We start from the raw sequence: 16,435 nt of genomic DNA on the forward strand, positions 1-16,435 counted from the left end.
CGACCGCCGCCGCGGCTGGGACGAGGCGCTCACGGCGGCCGGCGTCCCCGGCCCGCGGGTCGAGGCCGCGTGCACCAACAGCGCCGACGCCGCCCGGGCGTGCACGGCGGCGGTGCTGGACCGGGACGACGCCCCGGACGCGCTGGTGTGCGCCTCGGACTCCCTGGCGCTCGGGGCCCACCGGGCGGCGCAGGCCGCCGGCGCCGACCTGCTCGTCGTCGGCTTCGACGCCACCCCCGTCACGTCGGCCCTCGGGCTGGCGAGCGTCGCCCAGCCGGTCGGCGAGGTCGCCCACGCCTGCCTGGACCTGCTGCTCCCCCGCCTGGCCGGCGAGGACCCCGCCGCCCGCGGGGTGCTGCTGCGGCCCGCGCTCGCCCTGCCCACCTGAGCCGCCCGACCCACGACCCCCCCCCGCACGACCAGCACGACCCGCACGACCCGCACGCCCACCACGAAGGAGTGACACCACCATGACGAACCCCCTCACGCGAGCGGCCCGGTCCCGCCGGGCGGCCCTGCCGGTCCTCACCCTGGTCAGCCTGAGCCTGCTCGCCGCCTGCGGTGGCGGCAGCTTCGACGAGGGCAGCGAGGCCGGCGGCGACGCCAGCGGCGCGGCCGGCGGCGGCGGGGACGGCCTCACCGTCCTCATCGCCTCCAGCGGCGACGCCGAGACCGACGCTGTGACGTCCGCCGCCGAGGCCTGGGCGGAGGAGAGCGGCACCGACGTCACCGTCACCGTGGCCACCGACATCACGCAGGAGCTGTCGCAGGGCTTCGCCGGCGGCAACCCGCCCGACGTCTTCTACGTGGACGCCAGCGCCTTCGCCGACTACGCGACGGCGGGGAACCTCTACCCGTACACGCTGGAGGACAGCGACGACTTCTACCCGTCGCTGACGGAGACGTTCACGCTGGAGGGCGAGCAGTACTGCGCCCCCAAGGACTTCTCGACCCTCGCGCTGCAGATCAACACCGCCTCGTGGGAGGCCGCCGGCCTCACCGACGAGGACATCCCCACCACGTGGGAGGAGCTGCGGACCGTCGCCGACACCCTGACGACCCCCGAGCAGGCCGGCCTGGTCATCGGCACCGGCCGCGACCGGGTGGGCGCGTTCCTCGTGCAGGCCGGCGGCTACTGGGTCGACGGCGCGGAGGGCACGATCACCGCCACCGAGGAGCCCAACGTCCAGGCCCTCACCTACGTCAAGGAGCTGCTGGCCAGCGGCTCGGCCGTCCTGCCCCCCGACGTCGACTCCGGCTGGGGCGGCGAGGCGTTCGGCACCGAGCGCGCCGCCATGACCATGGAGGGCAACTGGATCCGGGGCGCGATGACGAACGACTACCCGGACGTGGAGTACACGGTCGCCGAGCTCCCCGAGGGCCCGGCCGGCAAGGGCACCCTGCTGTTCACCCAGTGCTGGGGCGTCGCGGCGGAGTCCGCCGACCCCGAGGCCGCCGTCGAGCTCGTCGCCGCGCTGACCAGCACCGAGAACCAGCTCGCCAACGCCGAGGCCTTCGGCGTCATGCCGAGCCGCCAGTCCGCCCAGGCCGACTACGTCGCCGCGTTCCCCGAGGACGAGCCGTTCATCGCCGGCGGCGAGTACGGCCAGGGCCCGGTGACCCTGCCCGGCCTGGCCCCGTCGCTGTCGGACCTGGACTCCCAGCTGGAGCAGCTCGCCGGCGCCGACCCCGTCCAGGTGCTCGAGTCCTTCCAGACCAACGCCGAGGCCGCGGTCCAGGAGTGACCGGCCGGTCGGCGGAGGAGACCCGATGAGCGTCGTGCGACCCCCCGCGGAGGCGACAGCCGCCGTCCGCACCTCCCGGCCGGACCCGGTCGGCCCCGCGCGCCGGTCCCGCGGCCGGTCCGGCGAGCAGAACCTCGCCGGCTGGCTGTTCGTGGCCCCGACGCTTCTCGTGCTCGGCGTCTTCCTCGTCGTGCCGATCGTCATGGCGCTGTGGGTGTCGGTGAGCGACTGGAGCGGGCGGGGGTCGCCGTTCGCGGGGACGGTCGGCTTCGTCGGCCTCGACAACTACGCGCGCCTGCTCACCGAGGAGGGCCTCACCCGCTCGGACTTCATGACGTCGCTGCGCAACAACGTCTACTACGTGCTCCTCGTCGTGCCGCTGCAGACGGTGTTCGCCCTGTTCCTGGCGAGCGTGCTCAACAACCAGCTGCTCAAGGCCAAGGGCTTCTTCCGGACGACGTTCTACTTCCCGTCCGTCACCAGCTCGGTGGCGATCAGCGTCATCTTCCTGTTCCTGTTCTCCGGCTCCGGGGCGGTCAACACGGCGCTGCGGGCGGTCGGCCTGGACGGGCCGACCTGGTTCAACGACGCCCGCGGGCTGCTCCACGTGATCGGCGACGGCCTCGGCCTCTGGGACGCGGCCGCACCGCCAGCCGCCCTGGCGGACACCTCGGTGCTCGGGCTGTCGGCGTGGCAGTGGCTCGCGGGGCCGTCCGTCGCCCTGTCGGTGATCATCATGCTCGTCGTCTGGACGACCACCGGGACCTTCATGCTCATGTTCCTCGCCGCGCTGCAGGACGTGCCGCTCGAGGTCGAGGAGGCGGCGCGCGTCGACGGGGCCAACCGGTGGCAGAGCTTCCGCGCGGTGACGCTGCCCCACCTGCGCCCGACGGTGCTGCTCGTGGTCACCCTGGGGATCATCGGTACCTGGCAGGTGTTCGACCAGGTCTACGTCATGACCCAGGGCGGACCCAGCAAGACCACGCTCACGCCGGCCTACCTGTCGTACTCCTACGCCTTCGAGAACCAGCAGTGGGGCGTGGCCGCGGCGATGGCCTTCGTGCTGTTCCTCATCATCGTCGCGCTGACGTCGGTGCAGCGGTGGGTCTTCCGCGACAAGGACGCGGCGCAGCTGCGGCGGCAGGTCCGGCAGGCCGAGAAGCGCAGGTCCGCCCGGCGCCCGGGCGACGACGCCCTCGCCGTGGCCGGCACCGACGTCCCGACCACCGGAGGAGGGTCCCGATGAGCACCGCCACCACGTCCCCCGCGCGCCCCGCCCCGGCTGCGGGCCGTCCCGCGACCCGGCGTCGCGGCCCCGGCAACCGGGCGCTGCTCGTGCTGTTCCTCGGCTACGCCGTGCTCGTCGTCTTCTCGGTGGTCTACCTCTACCCGTTCCTCATCCAGGTGGCGACGTCGTTCAAGGAGCCCGCGGCGGCCACCCGCGACCCGCTGTCGCTGGTGGCCGACCCGTTCACCACGGCGGCGTTCCAGCGGCTCACCGAGACGCGCTTCCCGCTGTGGTTCGCCAACTCCGTGGTCGTCACGCTGGTCGTCACCGCCGGCCGGGTGTTCTTCAACTCCCTGGCGGGCTACGCGCTGGCCCGGATCCGGTTCCGGGGCCGCGAGGCCGTGTTCTCCGCGGTGCTCGCCGTCCTCGCGGTGCCGGGGATCATCCTGCTCATCCCGAAGTTCCTCGTCCTCAACCAGCTCGGGATGTACAACACCTACCCCGCGCTCGTCGTCCCGCTGCTGGTGGACGCCGCGGGCGTGTTCATCATGAAGCAGTTCTTCGAGTCGGTCCCGGCCTCGGTCGAGGAGGCCGCCCGGATCGACGGGGCCGGCACGTTCAGGATCTTCTGGTCGGTCGTGCTCCCCATGGCCCGCCCGGCGCTCATCACCATCACGATCCTGTCGTTCCAGGGGTCGTGGAACGAGCTGCCGCACTTCATCGTCGCCAGCAACGACCCGGACCTCGCCACCCTCACCAAGGGCGTCGCCTCGCTGGTCAGCGGCCAGCTCGGCTCGGGCAACCAGTACCCCATCTCCATGGCCGCGGCCCTGGTCATGACCATCCCCGTCGCGCTGGTGTTCGTCTTCTTCCAGCGCTACTTCGTCCGGGGCGGCACGGCGGGGGCCGAGAAGGGCTGAGCACCCCGGCGGGCCTAGCCGCCGGCGCGGCTGACGGCGAACGCGGTGAGGAAGCCGACCGCGGTGATGAGCCCGGTGAACAGCTGGGTCCGCTCGAACGCCTCGGGGATCATCGTGTCGGCGAGCATCGTGAGGATCGCCCCCGCGGCCAGCGCGGTGATGGCCGCGGTCGTCCCGGCGCCCGCGCCGTCCAGGGCGAGGTAGCCGACCGCGGCCGCGACCGCGCTGGCCGCGGCGATGCCGCCCCACACGCCGAAGACGTAGCCGGCGCTGCGGCCCGCGGCCTTCATCCCGGCGGCGCTCGACAGGCCTTCGGGCAGGTTCGAGATGACGACGGCCGCCACCACCGACGCGCTCACGCCGCCGCCCCCGAGCAGGCTGGCGCCCAGCACGACCGACTCCGGGACGCCGTCGAGCAGGGCGCCGACCGCGATCGCCCCGCCGCTGCCGGGCTGCTCGGCCTCACCGGACTGCTGCCCGCCCGACCGCTTGCGGTGCTGGGCTCCCCGGCGCGCGAGCGCCGCGTTCGCCGCGACGTAGGCGACCGCCCCGGCCAGGAAGCCGGCCACGGTGACCAGCAGGCCGCCGCCCTCGACCGCCTCGAGCACCAGGTCGAAGGCGAGCGCGCTGACCAGCACCCCTGCCCCGAACGCCATGACGGCCGCGACCACGGTCCGGGGCACCTGCACCCACCAGGCCACGGCTGCGCCGACCACCAGGGCGCCGCCGCCCAGGAGCCCCCACAGACCTGCCTCGAGCCACCCGGTCACGGCTGCCCTCCCCTGGTGCTCCTGCTCGTCCGACGACGTGCCGGCGGGCCCGTCCCGGCAGGGCTACCCACCGGGCGGGCGGCGAACCCCCCGGCCGGCGCGGACCGGGTCCGGCGCCTGCGGCGCGTCCTGCGTGGGCCCCGGGACCGACCCCGGCTCAACCGAGCAGCGCCTCGGCCAGCAGCGCGACGGCCGCCACGCCGGACACCGCGAGCACCGCGACCCGCAGGACCTCTGGCCGGACCCGGGGACGCAGCAGCCCGCTGAGCAGGTAGCCGACCCCGACCGCCGGCAGCAGGACCAGGCCGGCACCCAGCCGCTCGGGCGACACCTCGCCGACCAGGGCGAGCGAGCCGATGCTCAGCAGGGCCCCGAGCAGGAAGAACGTCGCCAGGGTGGAGCGGATCGCCGGCCCGCCGCTGTTTCGGAACGCGACCGCCATGGGCGGGCCGCCGATGCCGGAGGTGGTGCCGCCGAGCCCGCTGAGGGCCCCCGCCAGGGCGAGGGTGGTGCGGCGGACCGGCCGCGGCCGCGCCGGGCGGGAGTCGGCGACCATGGCGGCGAGCACGGCCGCCCCGACCGTGCCGGCGACCAGCAGCTGGAGCCCGCGCACGGGCAGCGCCTGCACTGCCAGCGCCCCCACCGCCCCGCCCGGCACCCGGCCGACGAGCGCCCATCCCACGCCGCGCAGGTCCAGGTGGGCCCGCTCGCGCAGCGCGGACACGAGCACCAGCGGCAGGACGACGACCAGCACGCCGACGGGCACGGTCTGCGGCGCGACCCACGCGAGGACGGGCACCGCCAGCAGGGCCAGGCCGAAGCCGAGGACGCCCTGGACCAGGGCGCCGAGGACCACGACGAGGCTGCACACGGCCAGGGCGGCGGGGTCGGCACCGAGGTCCCCGAGCCACGTCACCCCACGACGCTAACCGGGTCCGACCGGGTGCCGACCCGCCGGGGGACTTGCGTCCACGCCATGGAATAGGTCATCGTGCTTGACGGTTCAAGTGTTCAGACCCGCACCACCCACCCTGCACAGCATCCCGGAGGACCCATGAGCACCGTCTTCGACAAGGCCCCGTCCGAGGCCATCGCCGACCTGTCCGGCACGTACACCATCGACGCCTCGCACAGCCGGCTCGGCTTCACGACCCGCCACGCGATGGTCACCAACGTCAAGGGCAGCTTCGGCGCCTTCGAGGGCACGGTCGTCGTCGACGCCGCGGACCCCGCCGCCTCGCGCGCCGACGTCACCATCGACGTCGCCAGCGTGACGACCGGCTCCGCCGACCGTGACGGCCACCTGCGCTCCGGCGACTTCTTCGACGTCGAGAACTACCCGACGTGGACCTTCACCTCCACCTCCGTCGAGGACGTCGACCAGGCCGCCGGCACGTTCACCCTCGTCGGCGACCTCACCATCCGCGACACCACCAAGCCGGTCCGCGTCGAGCTCACCTTCGACGGCTCCGCCAAGGACCCGTTCGGCAACTTCCGCGCCGGCTTCGAGGGCAAGGCCGTCGTCAACCGCAAGGACTGGGGCCTCACCTGGAACGCCGCCCTGGAGACCGGTGGCGTCCTCGTCAGCGAGAAGATCAAGCTCGACTTCGACATCTCGCTCGTCAAGGCCTGAGCACCGACGTCCCCCGGGGGCGGGGTCACCGCGCGACCGACAGGTCCCGGTGGCCCCGCCCTCTGTCGTCACCCGGTGCGACCAACCTCGGGCGTCCGGCTGCGGCGGCGGGGGCGGGTCTGGTCTGATCGCCCAGGACCCCCCGCTCCCACCGAGAGAAGACACACGCATGTCGTTCGGCACCGCTGTCCGCACCGTCCTCAGCAGGTACGCCACGTTCTCCGGGCGCGCGCGCCGCTCCGAGTTCTGGTGGTGGCAGCTGGCTCAGGGGCTCATCATCAGCGCGCCCTACGTGCTGGCCATCGTCATCGTCGTCGCGACGCTGGCGAGCAACCCGGACGCGGAGGAACCGCCGACCGTCGCCCTGCTGCTCGTCGGCGTCATGGTCCTGCTGCAGCTGGCGCTGCTCGTCCCGACGGTCGCTGTCGCCGTCCGGCGGCTGCACGACACCGGCAGGTCGGGCTGGTGGTACCTGGTGACGCTCGTGCCGTTCGGGTCGATCGTCCTCATCGTGCTCGCCTGCCAGGACTCGACCCCGGGCCCGAACCAGCACGGCCCGAACCCCAAGGGTGTCGACGACGCACGGGCCTACGGCGGTCAGGGCTACGGCGGCGCTCCCGGCTACGGCGGCGGTCCGAGCTACGGCGGCGGCCCTGGCTACGGCGGCGGCCCTGGCTACGGCGGCCCCGGCCCCCAGGCCCCGCAGCCGTACGGTCCGGCCTGACCCGCCCGGCCTGGTCCCGCACAGCCCCGCCCCCACCCTCCCGGTCCGCGTCCTCCGACGAAAGGTCCTCCCGTGTCGTTCCCCCAGGCGGTCTCGTCCGCCCTGCGCCAGTACGTCGGCTTCCGCGGCCGCGCCCGCCGCTCCGAGTACTGGTGGTTCGTCCTCTTCACGTTCCTGGTCACGCTCATAGCCGGCTCCGCGGACGCCCTGCTGGGGCTCGCCGACAGCACCGGCAACGGCCCCATCGGCGGCCTCGCCACCCTCGCGCTGCTGCTCCCGTCGCTCGCCGTGGGCGTCCGGCGCCTGCACGACACCGGACGCAGCGGCTGGTGGATGCTCATCGGCCTGGTCCCGCTGGTCGGCACCATCGTGCTCATCGTCTTCTTCGTCCAGGACTCCGTGCGCGCCACCACCGAGCACGGCCCGAGCCCCAAGGGCGTCGACCCCGCCGCGGGCTACGGCGCCGTCGGCCACGACCAGCAGGGCTACGGCCAGCAGGCGTACGGCCAGCAGGGCTACGGCCAGCAGCCCGGCGCCCAGGGCTACGAGCAGCAGCCCTACGGTCAGCAGCCCGGCTACGGGGCGGCGCCGCAGGCGCCCGGTCCGTACGGCGACCACGACCCGCGCCAGGGCACCCCGCCCCAGGGCTGACGCCCCCGCCCCGAGGACCCCGCAGCGGCTAGATCGCGGCGGGGTCCTCGTCGTGGTGCACACCGAGGGCGTGCAGCGCCTGCTCGAGCACGGCCATGACGGCGAGGGTGTCGTCCAGCGGCATGGTCGGGCTCTCGGTCAGGCCGGCGGCCAGGCAGCGGTGCACCTCGTCGAGCTCGTGGGAGTAGCCGGTCCCCGTCGCCGGCGCCACGACCTCCTCGCTGGTCTCCACCGAGCGGCCCCCGCCGGTCCGGTGCAGCACCACGCGGTCCGGGTGGTGGAAGCGCGGCGGCACCTCGATCCACCCCTCGGTGCCGAACACGGCCGCCTGGCCGGGCAGCGGGGACAGCAGCGAGCACGTGCCCACGCCGTGCCGGCCGTCCTCGGTGCGCCACAGCACGGTCGACTCCGCGTCGACGCCGTTCGGCCCGGTCGCACCGGCCACCTCGAGCGAGGCGGGCGTCCCGCCCAGCACCATCTGCAGCCACGCGACCGGGTAGACCCCCAGGTCCAGGAGCGCCCCGCCGCCCTGGGCGGGGTCCCACAGCCGGTCGGACGGGTCGAACGGCACCCGCAGGCCCAGGTCTGCCCGGACGGACCGGACCTCGCCGACGGCACCGTCGGCGACGAGCTCGCGCAGCCGGCCCACCGCCGGCTGGAACCGGGTCCACATCGCCTCCATGACGAAGACCCCGCGGGCCCGGGCGGCGTCGACGACCTGCTGGGCCCCCGCGTGGGTGACGGTGAAGGCCTTCTCCACGAGCAGGTGCTTGCCGGCCTCGACCGCCGCGAGGGCGACGGCGTGGTGCTGGCGGTGGGGCGTGGCCAGGTAGACCGCGTCGACGTCCGGGTCCGCGAGCAGCTCGTCGTAGGAGCCGTAGGAGACGGGGGCACCGTGCTCGTCGGCGAAGGCGCGGGCCCGGTCCGCCGAGCGGGACGCGACCGCGTGGAGCCGGCCGCCGGGCATGCCGGCGAGGTCACCCATGACCTTGGCGGCGATCCGGCCGGCCCCGACGACCCCCCACCTGACCGGCCGGTCGACGACGGGGGCGTACGCGGGGGTGCTCGGGGAGGCCGTCATGCGCCCAGGCTGCCACGGTCGGGCCGGGGGGCGGCCGGCCCGGTCGGCACGCGGTCGCCGGTCGCGGGAGCCCGCGCCGGACGGCTGCGGACGGCGCCCACCACGCCCGCCCACAGGACGACGGCCACCGCCGGCCCGACGACGGCGTGGACCTGCATGCCGTCCCGGCCGGACGCGGCGAGCGCGGCGCCGAGGGCCGCCACCGCCAGCAGGGCCAGGGCGAGCCAGGCGTAGCCGCGCCACCGGAAAGCCCGCGCGAACGGCAGGAAGTGCACCGCGAACACCGCGGTCACCCCCACCGGGATCCACTGCGGCACCCCGGCCCGGCCGGCCAGCGACACCACGGCCACGATGCCGACCACCTGGGCGACGTTGACCGCCCCGTACAGCCGGTTGTTGGCCACCATGAGCGCCTGGGCACCCTCGCTGCCGAGGCGGCGCCGCGCCAGGAGGAGGAAGCCGGCCCCGAGCGCGACGCCGGCCAGGACCCAGACCCAGCCGAGGGAGCCGGACGTCCCGCCCGTCACCGCCCCCGCGGCGACGCCCCACCAGACGGCACCGGCAACCGCGAGGATGCTCCCCGCCGGCCGCAGGCCCGCCGGTCCCTGCCCGACCGGTCCTGCAGCCCCGTCCACGTGCTCCCCCGGGCCGGGCATCAGCGGAGCAGCTCCGGGGTCACCCACTCCTCGCCCAGCACGTGGTGGGCGAGGAACGCGAACACGGTCCGGTACCAGAGCGACGAGTGGTTCGGCGTGAGGACCCAGTGGTTCTCGTCGGGGAAGTACAGGAACTTGTGGGGCAGGGTGCCGTCCTCGGCGGTGTCCTTGCTCGCTAGCTCCCACCACAGCCGCAGCGCCTCGCCGATCGGCACCCGGTAGTCCTTGTCGCCGTGGATGACCAGGGTCGGGGTCACCCAGTGCTCGACGGAGCGGTGCGGCGAGTGCGTCTGGGTCATCTCCGGGCTCATCTCGCGGCTCCAGTAGTGGGCCGAGTCCGTCGTGGGGGCGAACTGGTCCAGCGCCCACAGCGACGCGTGCGTGACGATCGCCCGGAACCGGTCCGTGTGCCCGCCTACCCAGTTGGCCATGTAGCCGCCGAAGCTGCCGCCCATGGCCGCCGTCCGGGTCTCGTCGACGTCGTCCCGCGCCACCGTGACGTCGGTGACGGCGAGCAGGTCGGTGTACGGCGCGTCGCCCCAGCGGCCCCAGCCGCGCTGGACGAAGGCCTTCCCGTACCCGGTGGACAGGGCCGGGTCCGGCAGCAGCACCGCGTACCCGCGCGACACGGCCAGCCACGGGTTCCAGCGCCAGCTCCACGCGTTCCACGACCCCAGCGGGCCGCCGTGGATCCACAGCAGCAGCGGTGCCGGCGCGTCGGCGGAGGCGTCGTCGGGCAGGCACAGCCACGCCCGCAGCGGGGTGCCGTCCTCGGCGGTCGCCGTCACCTCCTCGACCCGGCCGGGCACGACGGGCTCCGGGACGGGGCCGCGCAGCACCGTCGGGTGCTGGTGGGGGGTCCGGCTGTCGACCCGGACGGGTGCCGGAGGCGCGGCGACCGTCGAGCGCAGCGCGTACACGTGCTCGCCGTCGGGGCTCACGCAGACGTCGGAGTAGGCGGCGTCGTCACCGGTGAGCTGCGTGACCTCGCCCGTGGCCACCTCGACGCGGAACACCGGGGCGCGGCCGTCGGAGTCGGCGGTGACCAGCAGCGCTGAGCCGTCCGGGGTCCAGGTGGGCCGCCCGGACCAGCGGTCCCAGCCGGGCGCGACGAGCCGCACCTCGACGGGGGCGTCGCCGTCCTCGCCCGGGCGTCCCAGCGGGGCGACCCCGAGCCGGTAGGCGCCCGGGTCGTCCGGCGTCGAGCGGTCGTAGACCTGGAGGGCGACCTGGGTCCCGTCCGGAGAGACCCGCGGCTCCTCGTACTCGTGCTCGTCGTGGGACAGCAGGGTGCGCCGGGCGCCGGTGGCCAGGTCGACGGAGACCAGCGCGGCCCGGGCGCTGGCCCGCCCCTCGACGACCTCCCAGGTGGCGACCGCGGTGCGGCCGTCGGCGGTGACGTCGAGCACGGTGTGGTGCAGGGCGTGGCCGGTGTGCCCGGTCACCTGCTGCAGCTCCAGGTCGGCGTCCGCGGCGGCGTCCCCGTCGGCGTCGAGCCGGCCGGTGAGCAGGCGGGGGCCGCCGGGCCCGAGGTCGTGGTCCCAGTACCGGACCGGGTACTGCTCGTGGAGGATCGCCGTGACCTTGGCGTCCGAGCGGGCCTTGCGGCGCTCGGCGTCGGACTCCCCGTCCTCGCCGGAGCCGGGCAGGGTGTCGCTGAGGACGACGACGTCGCCGGACCCCCGGGCGACGACGAGCCCGCTGAGGCCGCCGGGCCGGCTGGCGACCACGCGGGCCTCGCCGCCGCCGGGGGGCAGCGCCCACAGCGCACCGCGGGAGGCGTCGTCGCCGTCGGGGACGTCGGGGTCCGGGCGGGTGGAGGTGAACAGCAGCGTGCCGTCCGGGGTGAACGCGCCCAGCTGCTCGCCCTTGGCGGAGCGGGTGAGCCGCCGCGCGGGGCGGGACCCCTGCGGGTCCACCTCCCACAGCGCGGTGACGAAGCGGTTGGCCTCGGGGTTGAGCGTCTGCAGGCTGGTGACGAGCCGGGTGCCGTCGACCGACAGCAGCAGGCCGCCCGCACGGGGCAGCGCCTGGAACGCGTCGAGGTCGGCGAAGGGGCTCGTCGGCTGGTCCGGGGTCGTCGCGGTGGACGTGCTGTCGTCGCTCACACCTCGATACAAGCACAGGCCCCGGACACGGTCGCCATGCCGGACGCCCGCAGGTGGCCCTGCCGCCCCGGCCCCGGTCCCGTCATGCTCTGCGCGTGAGCATCCCCGACCCGAGGCCGCCGGCGCGGCCCCGCCGGGTCCACCCCGCGTGGGGCGTGGCCGGCGTGACGTTCCTCGCCCTGGTCGGCGCCGCGGCGTTCCGGGCGGTCCCGGGCGTCCTCGTCGACCCGCTCCGGGCGGAGTACGGCTGGTCGGTGACGACCATCTCGGCCGCCGTCGCGGTCAACATGGCCCTGTACGGGCTGACCGCGCCGTTCGCGGCCGCGCTCATGGAGCGCTTCGGGATCCGTCGCGTCGTGGTCTGCGCGCTGCTGCTCACCGCGCTGGGCAGCGGCCTCACGGTCTTCATGACCGCTGCCTGGCAGTTGGTGCTGCTCTGGGGCGTGCTCGTCGGCCTGGGCACCGGCTCGATGGCGCTGTCGCTGGTGGCCACGGTCACCGGCCGGTGGTTCGTCGCCCGCCGCGGCCTGGTGTCGGGCGTCCTCACCGCGGGCGGCGCCACCGGCCAGCTCGTGTTCCTGCCCCTGGTGGCGTGGGCGGCGGAGGGCTGGGGCTGGCGGGCGGCCTCCCTCGGGACGACCGCGGCGGCCCTCGCCGTGGTCCCGCTGGTCCTGCTGCTCCTGCGCGACAGGCCCCGCGACGTCGGCGAGGTGCCCTACGGCGGCACGGCGGCGGACGACCCGGAGCCCCGGCGGGCGGGCGCGGCCGCGGCGGCGCTGCAGGGGCTGGCGGCCGCGGTGCGCTCGCGGCCGTTCTGGCTGCTCGCGGGCGGGTTCTTCATCTGCGGGATGTCGACCAACGGGCTCGTGCAGCCCCACTTCGTCCCGGCCGCGCACGACCACGGCATGCCGGTGACGACGGCGGCGGGCCTGCTCGCGGTGGTCGGCGTCTTCGACATCGTCGGGACGGTGCTGTCGGGCTGGCTCACCGACCGGGTCGACCCGCGCCTGCTCCTGCTCGCCTACTACTCGCTGCGCGGGATGTCGCTGTTCCTGCTGCCCCCGCTGTTCGGGCCGGAGGTCCGGCTGAGCATGGTGGCGTTCATCGTGTTCTACGGCCTGGACTGGGTGGCCACGGTGCCGCCCACGCTCGCGCTGGTCCGGGAGCACTTCGGGGCGCGGACCCCGGTGGTGTTCGGCTGGGTCTTCGCCTCCCACCAGCTCGGCTCGGCGACCGCCGCGTTCGGCGGCGGCGTCGTCCGCGACCTCACCGGCTCCTACGACCTGGCGTGGACCCTCGCGGGCGCGCTGTGCGTGCTGGCGGCCGGCCTGTCGGTAGCGGTCCGGCGGCCGGCGCTCACTCCGGCTCCGGCGCCAGCGACGACGCCGAGCGCCGCTGGAACGTGACGGCGTCCCGGCCGATGCCGGCCAGCGTCACCTCGTCGACGGCCACGAGCGAGCCGTCGGAGGGGTCGAGGTGGAGGATCGACATGGCCAGCGGCAGCGCGCCGTCGCCGCCGTCGAAGGTCCGCAGGCCCGCGCCGCCGGAGGAGCCGAGCGTGAGCTCGAGGGTGCCGTCGACACGGCGCTCCCGCCGCTCGTGGACGTGGCCGTCCAGGACCAGGGGCACCTGACCGAACAGCGGCTCCGCCATCGGCCGCTCGTGGACGAGGACGACGTGCGGCCTGCGGCCCTGCTGGTCCAGCGCGGTCGCCAGCCGGCGGCCGGCGGCGCGCAGCTCGAGCCGGCCGACCTCCGACGGCTCTGCCACCCGCTTGACGGGGGTGTACCGGGGGTCGCCGACACCGGCCCAGCGCACGCCCGCCACCTCGACGACGTCGCCGCCGTCGAGCACCGTGACGTTCGACAGGCCGGACAGGTAGTTCTGCGTGGTCGCCGAGTCGTGGTTGCCGCGCACCCACAGGTAGGGCACGCCGAGGTCCTCGATCCGGTCCAGGACGACGTTCTCGGCGGCGCTGCCGAGGTCGGTGGAGTCACCGGTGTCGACGACGGCCTGGATCCCGAACTGGTCGATGAGCTCGCGCATGACGCCGTAGGCGGCGGGGTTGTTGTGCACGTCCGAGACCCACAGCACGGCCGTCGTGTCCGGTCCGGGGACGTCGGGCAGCGACCCCAGCGCGCCGTAGAGCTGGGCGACGTTGCCGGTGAGCTCCGCCAGCCGGGCGGAGTAGGCGTCCACGGCGGTGGCCGCGCCCCGGACCCCGCCGACCAGCGCGGGGGCCTGGGCGAGCAGGCCCTCGTACTGCGGCTCCTCCAGCGCCTCGGAGCTGAAGGTCGCGGCGGCCACGCCCGCGGACAGCACGAGCGCGCCGGCCGCGGCCCCGGTGCCGAGCAGGACGGCCCGCCGGTCGCGGAACACCAGCGCGCTCACCAGGGCCGCGGCGGGCAGCACGACGAGGACGCTGCGCCCGGCGAGGCCGAGCACCCCGCTGCGGACGTCGGCGGACATGGTCTCGACCGTCGGCAGCGGACGGCCGCGGCGGATCATCGCGGTGACGGCCTCGACGTCGACGTTGCGGACGTCGGCGCGCAGCTGCAGCGGTCCGGCGTGGGTGCCCATGGTGAGCCGGCCGACGGGGGGCACGTCGACCGCGGTGCCGCCCTCGAACGACAGCCCGAGCGACAGCCGCGCCTCCACCGGGCCCACGTCGGCGCGCACGCCGACGAGGGTGACCAGCGCGGCCGCACCGGCGGCGACGGAGACCACGACGACCGCGAGCAGGCGCAGCGGGCGGTACCGGTCGAGCACCGGCGGCACGTCGCGGGCGTGCCGGTGCCGGTCGAAGGACAGCGCGTGCGGGCTCATCGCCGGCTCCTCGTCGTGGGTGCCTGCCGGTCGGCGTCCTGCCGGGCGAGGGCGGCGAACATCTCGTTGTGCGCGGCCAGGTCGGCCTCGCCGTCCCGGTCGGCGCGGCGGTCGCGGCGGCGGGCCTCGCGGGAGTCGTCGGTCACCCACCGCACGGCCACGAGCACCGCCAGGACGATGGTCGGCACCTCGCCGACGGCCCAGGCCAGGGCGGCGCCGTAGCGCTGGTCGGCCAGCGGGTCCTCGCCCCAGCCGCGGCCGGCCGCGACCGTCTCGAACCAGAACGGCTCGAGCAGCGTCGTGGACCCCATGAGCGTGACGGCGAAGAAGGCGTGGAACGCCATGGTCGCCAGCAGGATGATGAGGCGCAGCGGGTACGGCGTGGGCCGCACGCCGGGGTCGGTGCCGACCAGGGACCAGACGAACAGGTACCCGCTGAGCAGGAAGTGCACGAACATCGCCTCGTGCCCGTAGTGGGTGCTCAGCGCCAGCCCGAACAGGGGCGAGTAGTAGAAGACCATGAGGCTGCCGGTGAAGATGCCGGCCGCGACCACCGGGTGGGTGAGGGTCCGCGACACCGGCGTGTGCAGCCCCCACAGCAGCCACTCCCGCGGCCCGCGCGAGCCGTCGCGCCGCGGCGTGATCGTCCGCAGCGCCAGGGTGACCGGCGCGGCCGGCACGAGCAGCAGCGGCGCCACCATGCTCATGCTCATGTGCTGGAGCATGTGGGTGCTGAACAGCACGCGGCCGTAGGTGGCCAGGCCGGAGCTGGTGACCGCGAGGACGACGGCCAGGCCGGTGAGCCACAGCAGCGTGCGCCACAGCGGCCAGCGGTCGCCGCGGCGGTGCAGCCGACGGACGCCGAGCAGGTAGGCCACCGCGAGCCCGGCGGTGACGAGCACCCACAGCAGGTCCGGCCGCCAGAGCGTCACCAGCCGGCCGAGGGTCTGCTCGGGGGGCATCGAGGCGCCGACGAGCACCTCGGCGCTCGACCAGGCCGGGGGCGGCTCGCTGTCCGACACCGGGGGCGTGGTGCCGCTCAGCGCCACCGAGACGCCGGTCGTGGTGGCCATGACGAGCAGCTCGACCACGACCAGGCGCCAGAACGCGCGGGGCCGCTCGGCGCCCAGCGCGGGGAGCAGGGCGCGGCGGTGCCACCAGCCGGCGGCCACGAGCACCGCGACCAGGGCGACCTTGGCCACGAGCAGCAGCCCGTAGCGCGAGCCGAGGTCCGCCGGCCCGGACAGCCGGGTGCTGGCGTTCATCACGCCGGAGAAGGAGACCAGCACGACCGAGGCGAGCGCGAGCCCCGAGAAGCGCGCGACGACGCCCTGCAGCTGCGGACCGCGGAGGACGGGCCGCAGCAGGACGAGCGTGAGCAGCCCGCCGACCCACACCGCCGTGCCCACCAGGTGCAGGCCCATGGCGGTGACCGCGGTCTCGTGGCCCTCGGCGCTGCCGGAGTGCCCGGTCAGGCCGATGGGCAGCAGCGCGGCCAGCGCGAGCGCCGTGGCCAGGGCGGTGCTGCGGGGGCCGGTCGCCGCGGCGGCCACGGTGGTCGCGGCCGCAGCGAGCAGGACGGTGACCAGCAGCGACTGCCCCAGGGAGAAGCCGGTGAGGAAGCCGGCCAGCTGGTCGCCGAAGGCCGGGGCGGTCGGCGGGGTGCCGGACACCGAGGCGTAGGTGAGGACGAGCACGCCGACCGCGGCCAGCGTCCAGACCGCCCCGGCGCCGGTGGCGACCTGCGTGGCGCGCGCCGCGGCCGGCGAGCCCACCGGCAGGACGAGCACGGCCATGACGAGGGCGCCGACCGTCAGGGCGAGCGCGAGGTGGTGGACGCCCTCGACCGCGGGCAGGCCCCAGCGGGTGAGCGTCCCGGGGTCGGCGAGCAGCGTCACGGTGCGGGGCGCCAGCACGGCGGCCACGAGCGCCGCCAGGGCGGCGAGGACACCGAGACCGGCGACGAGGGGCGTGACCGGGGTGCGGTGCTGGGTCCCGGCGGGGCTGTCGGACGCGGGGGACGCGCCGCGCACGCCTGCCGCGGGGGGCGCTGCGGGCAGGGCGGGGCCGTCGGCCGCGGGGAAGTCGGAGGC

15 protein-coding genes are annotated in these 16,435 nt (G+C 75.4%); 8 read left to right on the forward strand and 7 right to left on the reverse strand.

Annotated elements, in window-relative coordinates; all coding sequences use genetic code 11:
• The 4 genes from WCS02_RS08790 to WCS02_RS08805 form a co-directional block, all read left to right on the forward strand.
• The coding region (locus tag WCS02_RS08790) for a substrate-binding domain-containing protein (protein WP_340292106.1) at positions 1-388 on the forward strand (388 nt) is incomplete at its 5' end.
• Between the two features lie 82 nt (positions 389-470).
• Positions 471-1,745, forward strand: a complete 1,275-nt coding sequence (locus WCS02_RS08795) for a sugar ABC transporter substrate-binding protein (protein WP_340292108.1) — start codon at positions 471-473, stop codon at positions 1,743-1,745.
• 25 nt (positions 1,746-1,770) lie between these two features.
• Entirely contained in the window at positions 1,771-2,991 is a 1,221-nt protein-coding gene (locus WCS02_RS08800) for a carbohydrate ABC transporter permease (protein ID WP_340292110.1), read from the forward strand.
• Positions 2,988-3,893, forward strand: a complete 906-nt coding sequence (locus WCS02_RS08805) for a carbohydrate ABC transporter permease (RefSeq protein WP_340292112.1) — start codon at positions 2,988-2,990, stop codon at positions 3,891-3,893. Before WCS02_RS08800 ends, WCS02_RS08805 begins: the two co-directional genes overlap by 4 nt.
• 14 nt (positions 3,894-3,907) lie before the next feature.
• Here WCS02_RS08805 and WCS02_RS08810 read toward each other — a convergent pair whose 3' ends face one another.
• Positions 3,908-4,663 (reverse strand): ZIP family metal transporter, encoded by a 756-nt coding sequence (locus WCS02_RS08810; protein WP_340292114.1) that lies wholly within the window; start codon positions 4,661-4,663, stop codon positions 3,908-3,910.
• Between the two features lie 157 nt (positions 4,664-4,820).
• A complete protein-coding gene (locus WCS02_RS08815; RefSeq protein WP_340292116.1) occupies positions 4,821-5,579 on the reverse strand; it encodes a sulfite exporter TauE/SafE family protein in 759 nt (252 codons plus the stop codon).
• Positions 5,580-5,717: 138 nt separating this feature from the next.
• Between WCS02_RS08815 and WCS02_RS08820 the strand changes: the two genes are divergently transcribed.
• The 3 genes from WCS02_RS08820 to WCS02_RS08830 all read left to right on the forward strand — a co-directional run bounded on the left by WCS02_RS08820 (position 5,718) and on the right by WCS02_RS08830 (position 7,671).
• Positions 5,718-6,296, forward strand: a complete 579-nt coding sequence (locus WCS02_RS08820) for a YceI family protein (protein ID WP_340292118.1) — start codon at positions 5,718-5,720, stop codon at positions 6,294-6,296.
• 169 nt (positions 6,297-6,465) lie between these two features.
• Positions 6,466-7,020, forward strand: coding sequence for a DUF805 domain-containing protein (locus tag WCS02_RS08825; protein ID WP_340292120.1), 555 nt, complete (start codon positions 6,466-6,468; stop codon positions 7,018-7,020).
• 72 nt (positions 7,021-7,092) lie between these two features.
• A complete protein-coding gene (locus WCS02_RS08830; protein ID WP_340292122.1) occupies positions 7,093-7,671 on the forward strand; it encodes a DUF805 domain-containing protein in 579 nt (192 codons plus the stop codon).
• 28 nt (positions 7,672-7,699) lie between these two features.
• Here the strand turns inward: WCS02_RS08830 and WCS02_RS08835 are convergent, their stop codons facing one another.
• From WCS02_RS08835 to WCS02_RS08845, 3 genes are read right to left on the reverse strand one after another with little or no spacing between them, the layout of a single operon-like run.
• The gene (locus tag WCS02_RS08835; RefSeq protein ID WP_340292124.1) at positions 7,700-8,752 is read right to left on the reverse strand and encodes a Gfo/Idh/MocA family protein; all 1,053 of its coding nucleotides are present in this window, start codon (positions 8,750-8,752) and stop codon (positions 7,700-7,702) included.
• Complete coding sequence (locus tag WCS02_RS08840) at positions 8,749-9,408, reverse strand: hypothetical protein (protein WP_340292126.1); 660 nt, start codon at positions 9,406-9,408, stop codon at positions 8,749-8,751. The genes WCS02_RS08835 and WCS02_RS08840 overlap by 4 nt, the downstream gene beginning before the upstream one ends.
• Positions 9,408-11,516 carry a S9 family peptidase gene (locus WCS02_RS08845; protein WP_340292128.1) on the reverse strand — a complete coding sequence of 703 codons (2,109 nt, stop codon included), beginning with the start codon at positions 11,514-11,516 and terminating at the stop codon, positions 9,408-9,410. Before WCS02_RS08845 ends, WCS02_RS08840 begins: the two co-directional genes overlap by 1 nt.
• Positions 11,517-11,611: 95 nt before the next feature.
• Here WCS02_RS08845 and WCS02_RS08850 point away from each other — a divergent pair, with 95 nt between their 5' ends.
• A complete protein-coding gene (locus WCS02_RS08850; RefSeq protein ID WP_340292130.1) occupies positions 11,612-12,922 on the forward strand; it encodes an MFS transporter in 1,311 nt (436 codons plus the stop codon).
• Here the strand turns inward: WCS02_RS08850 and WCS02_RS08855 are convergent.
• Positions 12,873-14,342, reverse strand: coding sequence for a metallophosphoesterase family protein (locus WCS02_RS08855; RefSeq protein ID WP_340292132.1), 1,470 nt, complete (start codon positions 14,340-14,342; stop codon positions 12,873-12,875). The genes WCS02_RS08850 and WCS02_RS08855 overlap by 50 nt on opposite strands.
• The coding region (locus WCS02_RS08860) for a bifunctional copper resistance protein CopD/cytochrome c oxidase assembly protein (RefSeq protein WP_340292134.1) at positions 14,339-16,435 on the reverse strand (2,097 nt) is incomplete at its 5' end. The genes WCS02_RS08855 and WCS02_RS08860, both read right to left, overlap by 4 nt.

The sequence above is a fragment of the Aquipuribacter hungaricus genome (assembly GCF_037860755.1).
In the GTDB taxonomy this organism is placed as follows: Bacteria; Actinomycetota; Actinomycetes; order Actinomycetales; family JBBAYJ01; genus Aquipuribacter; species Aquipuribacter hungaricus.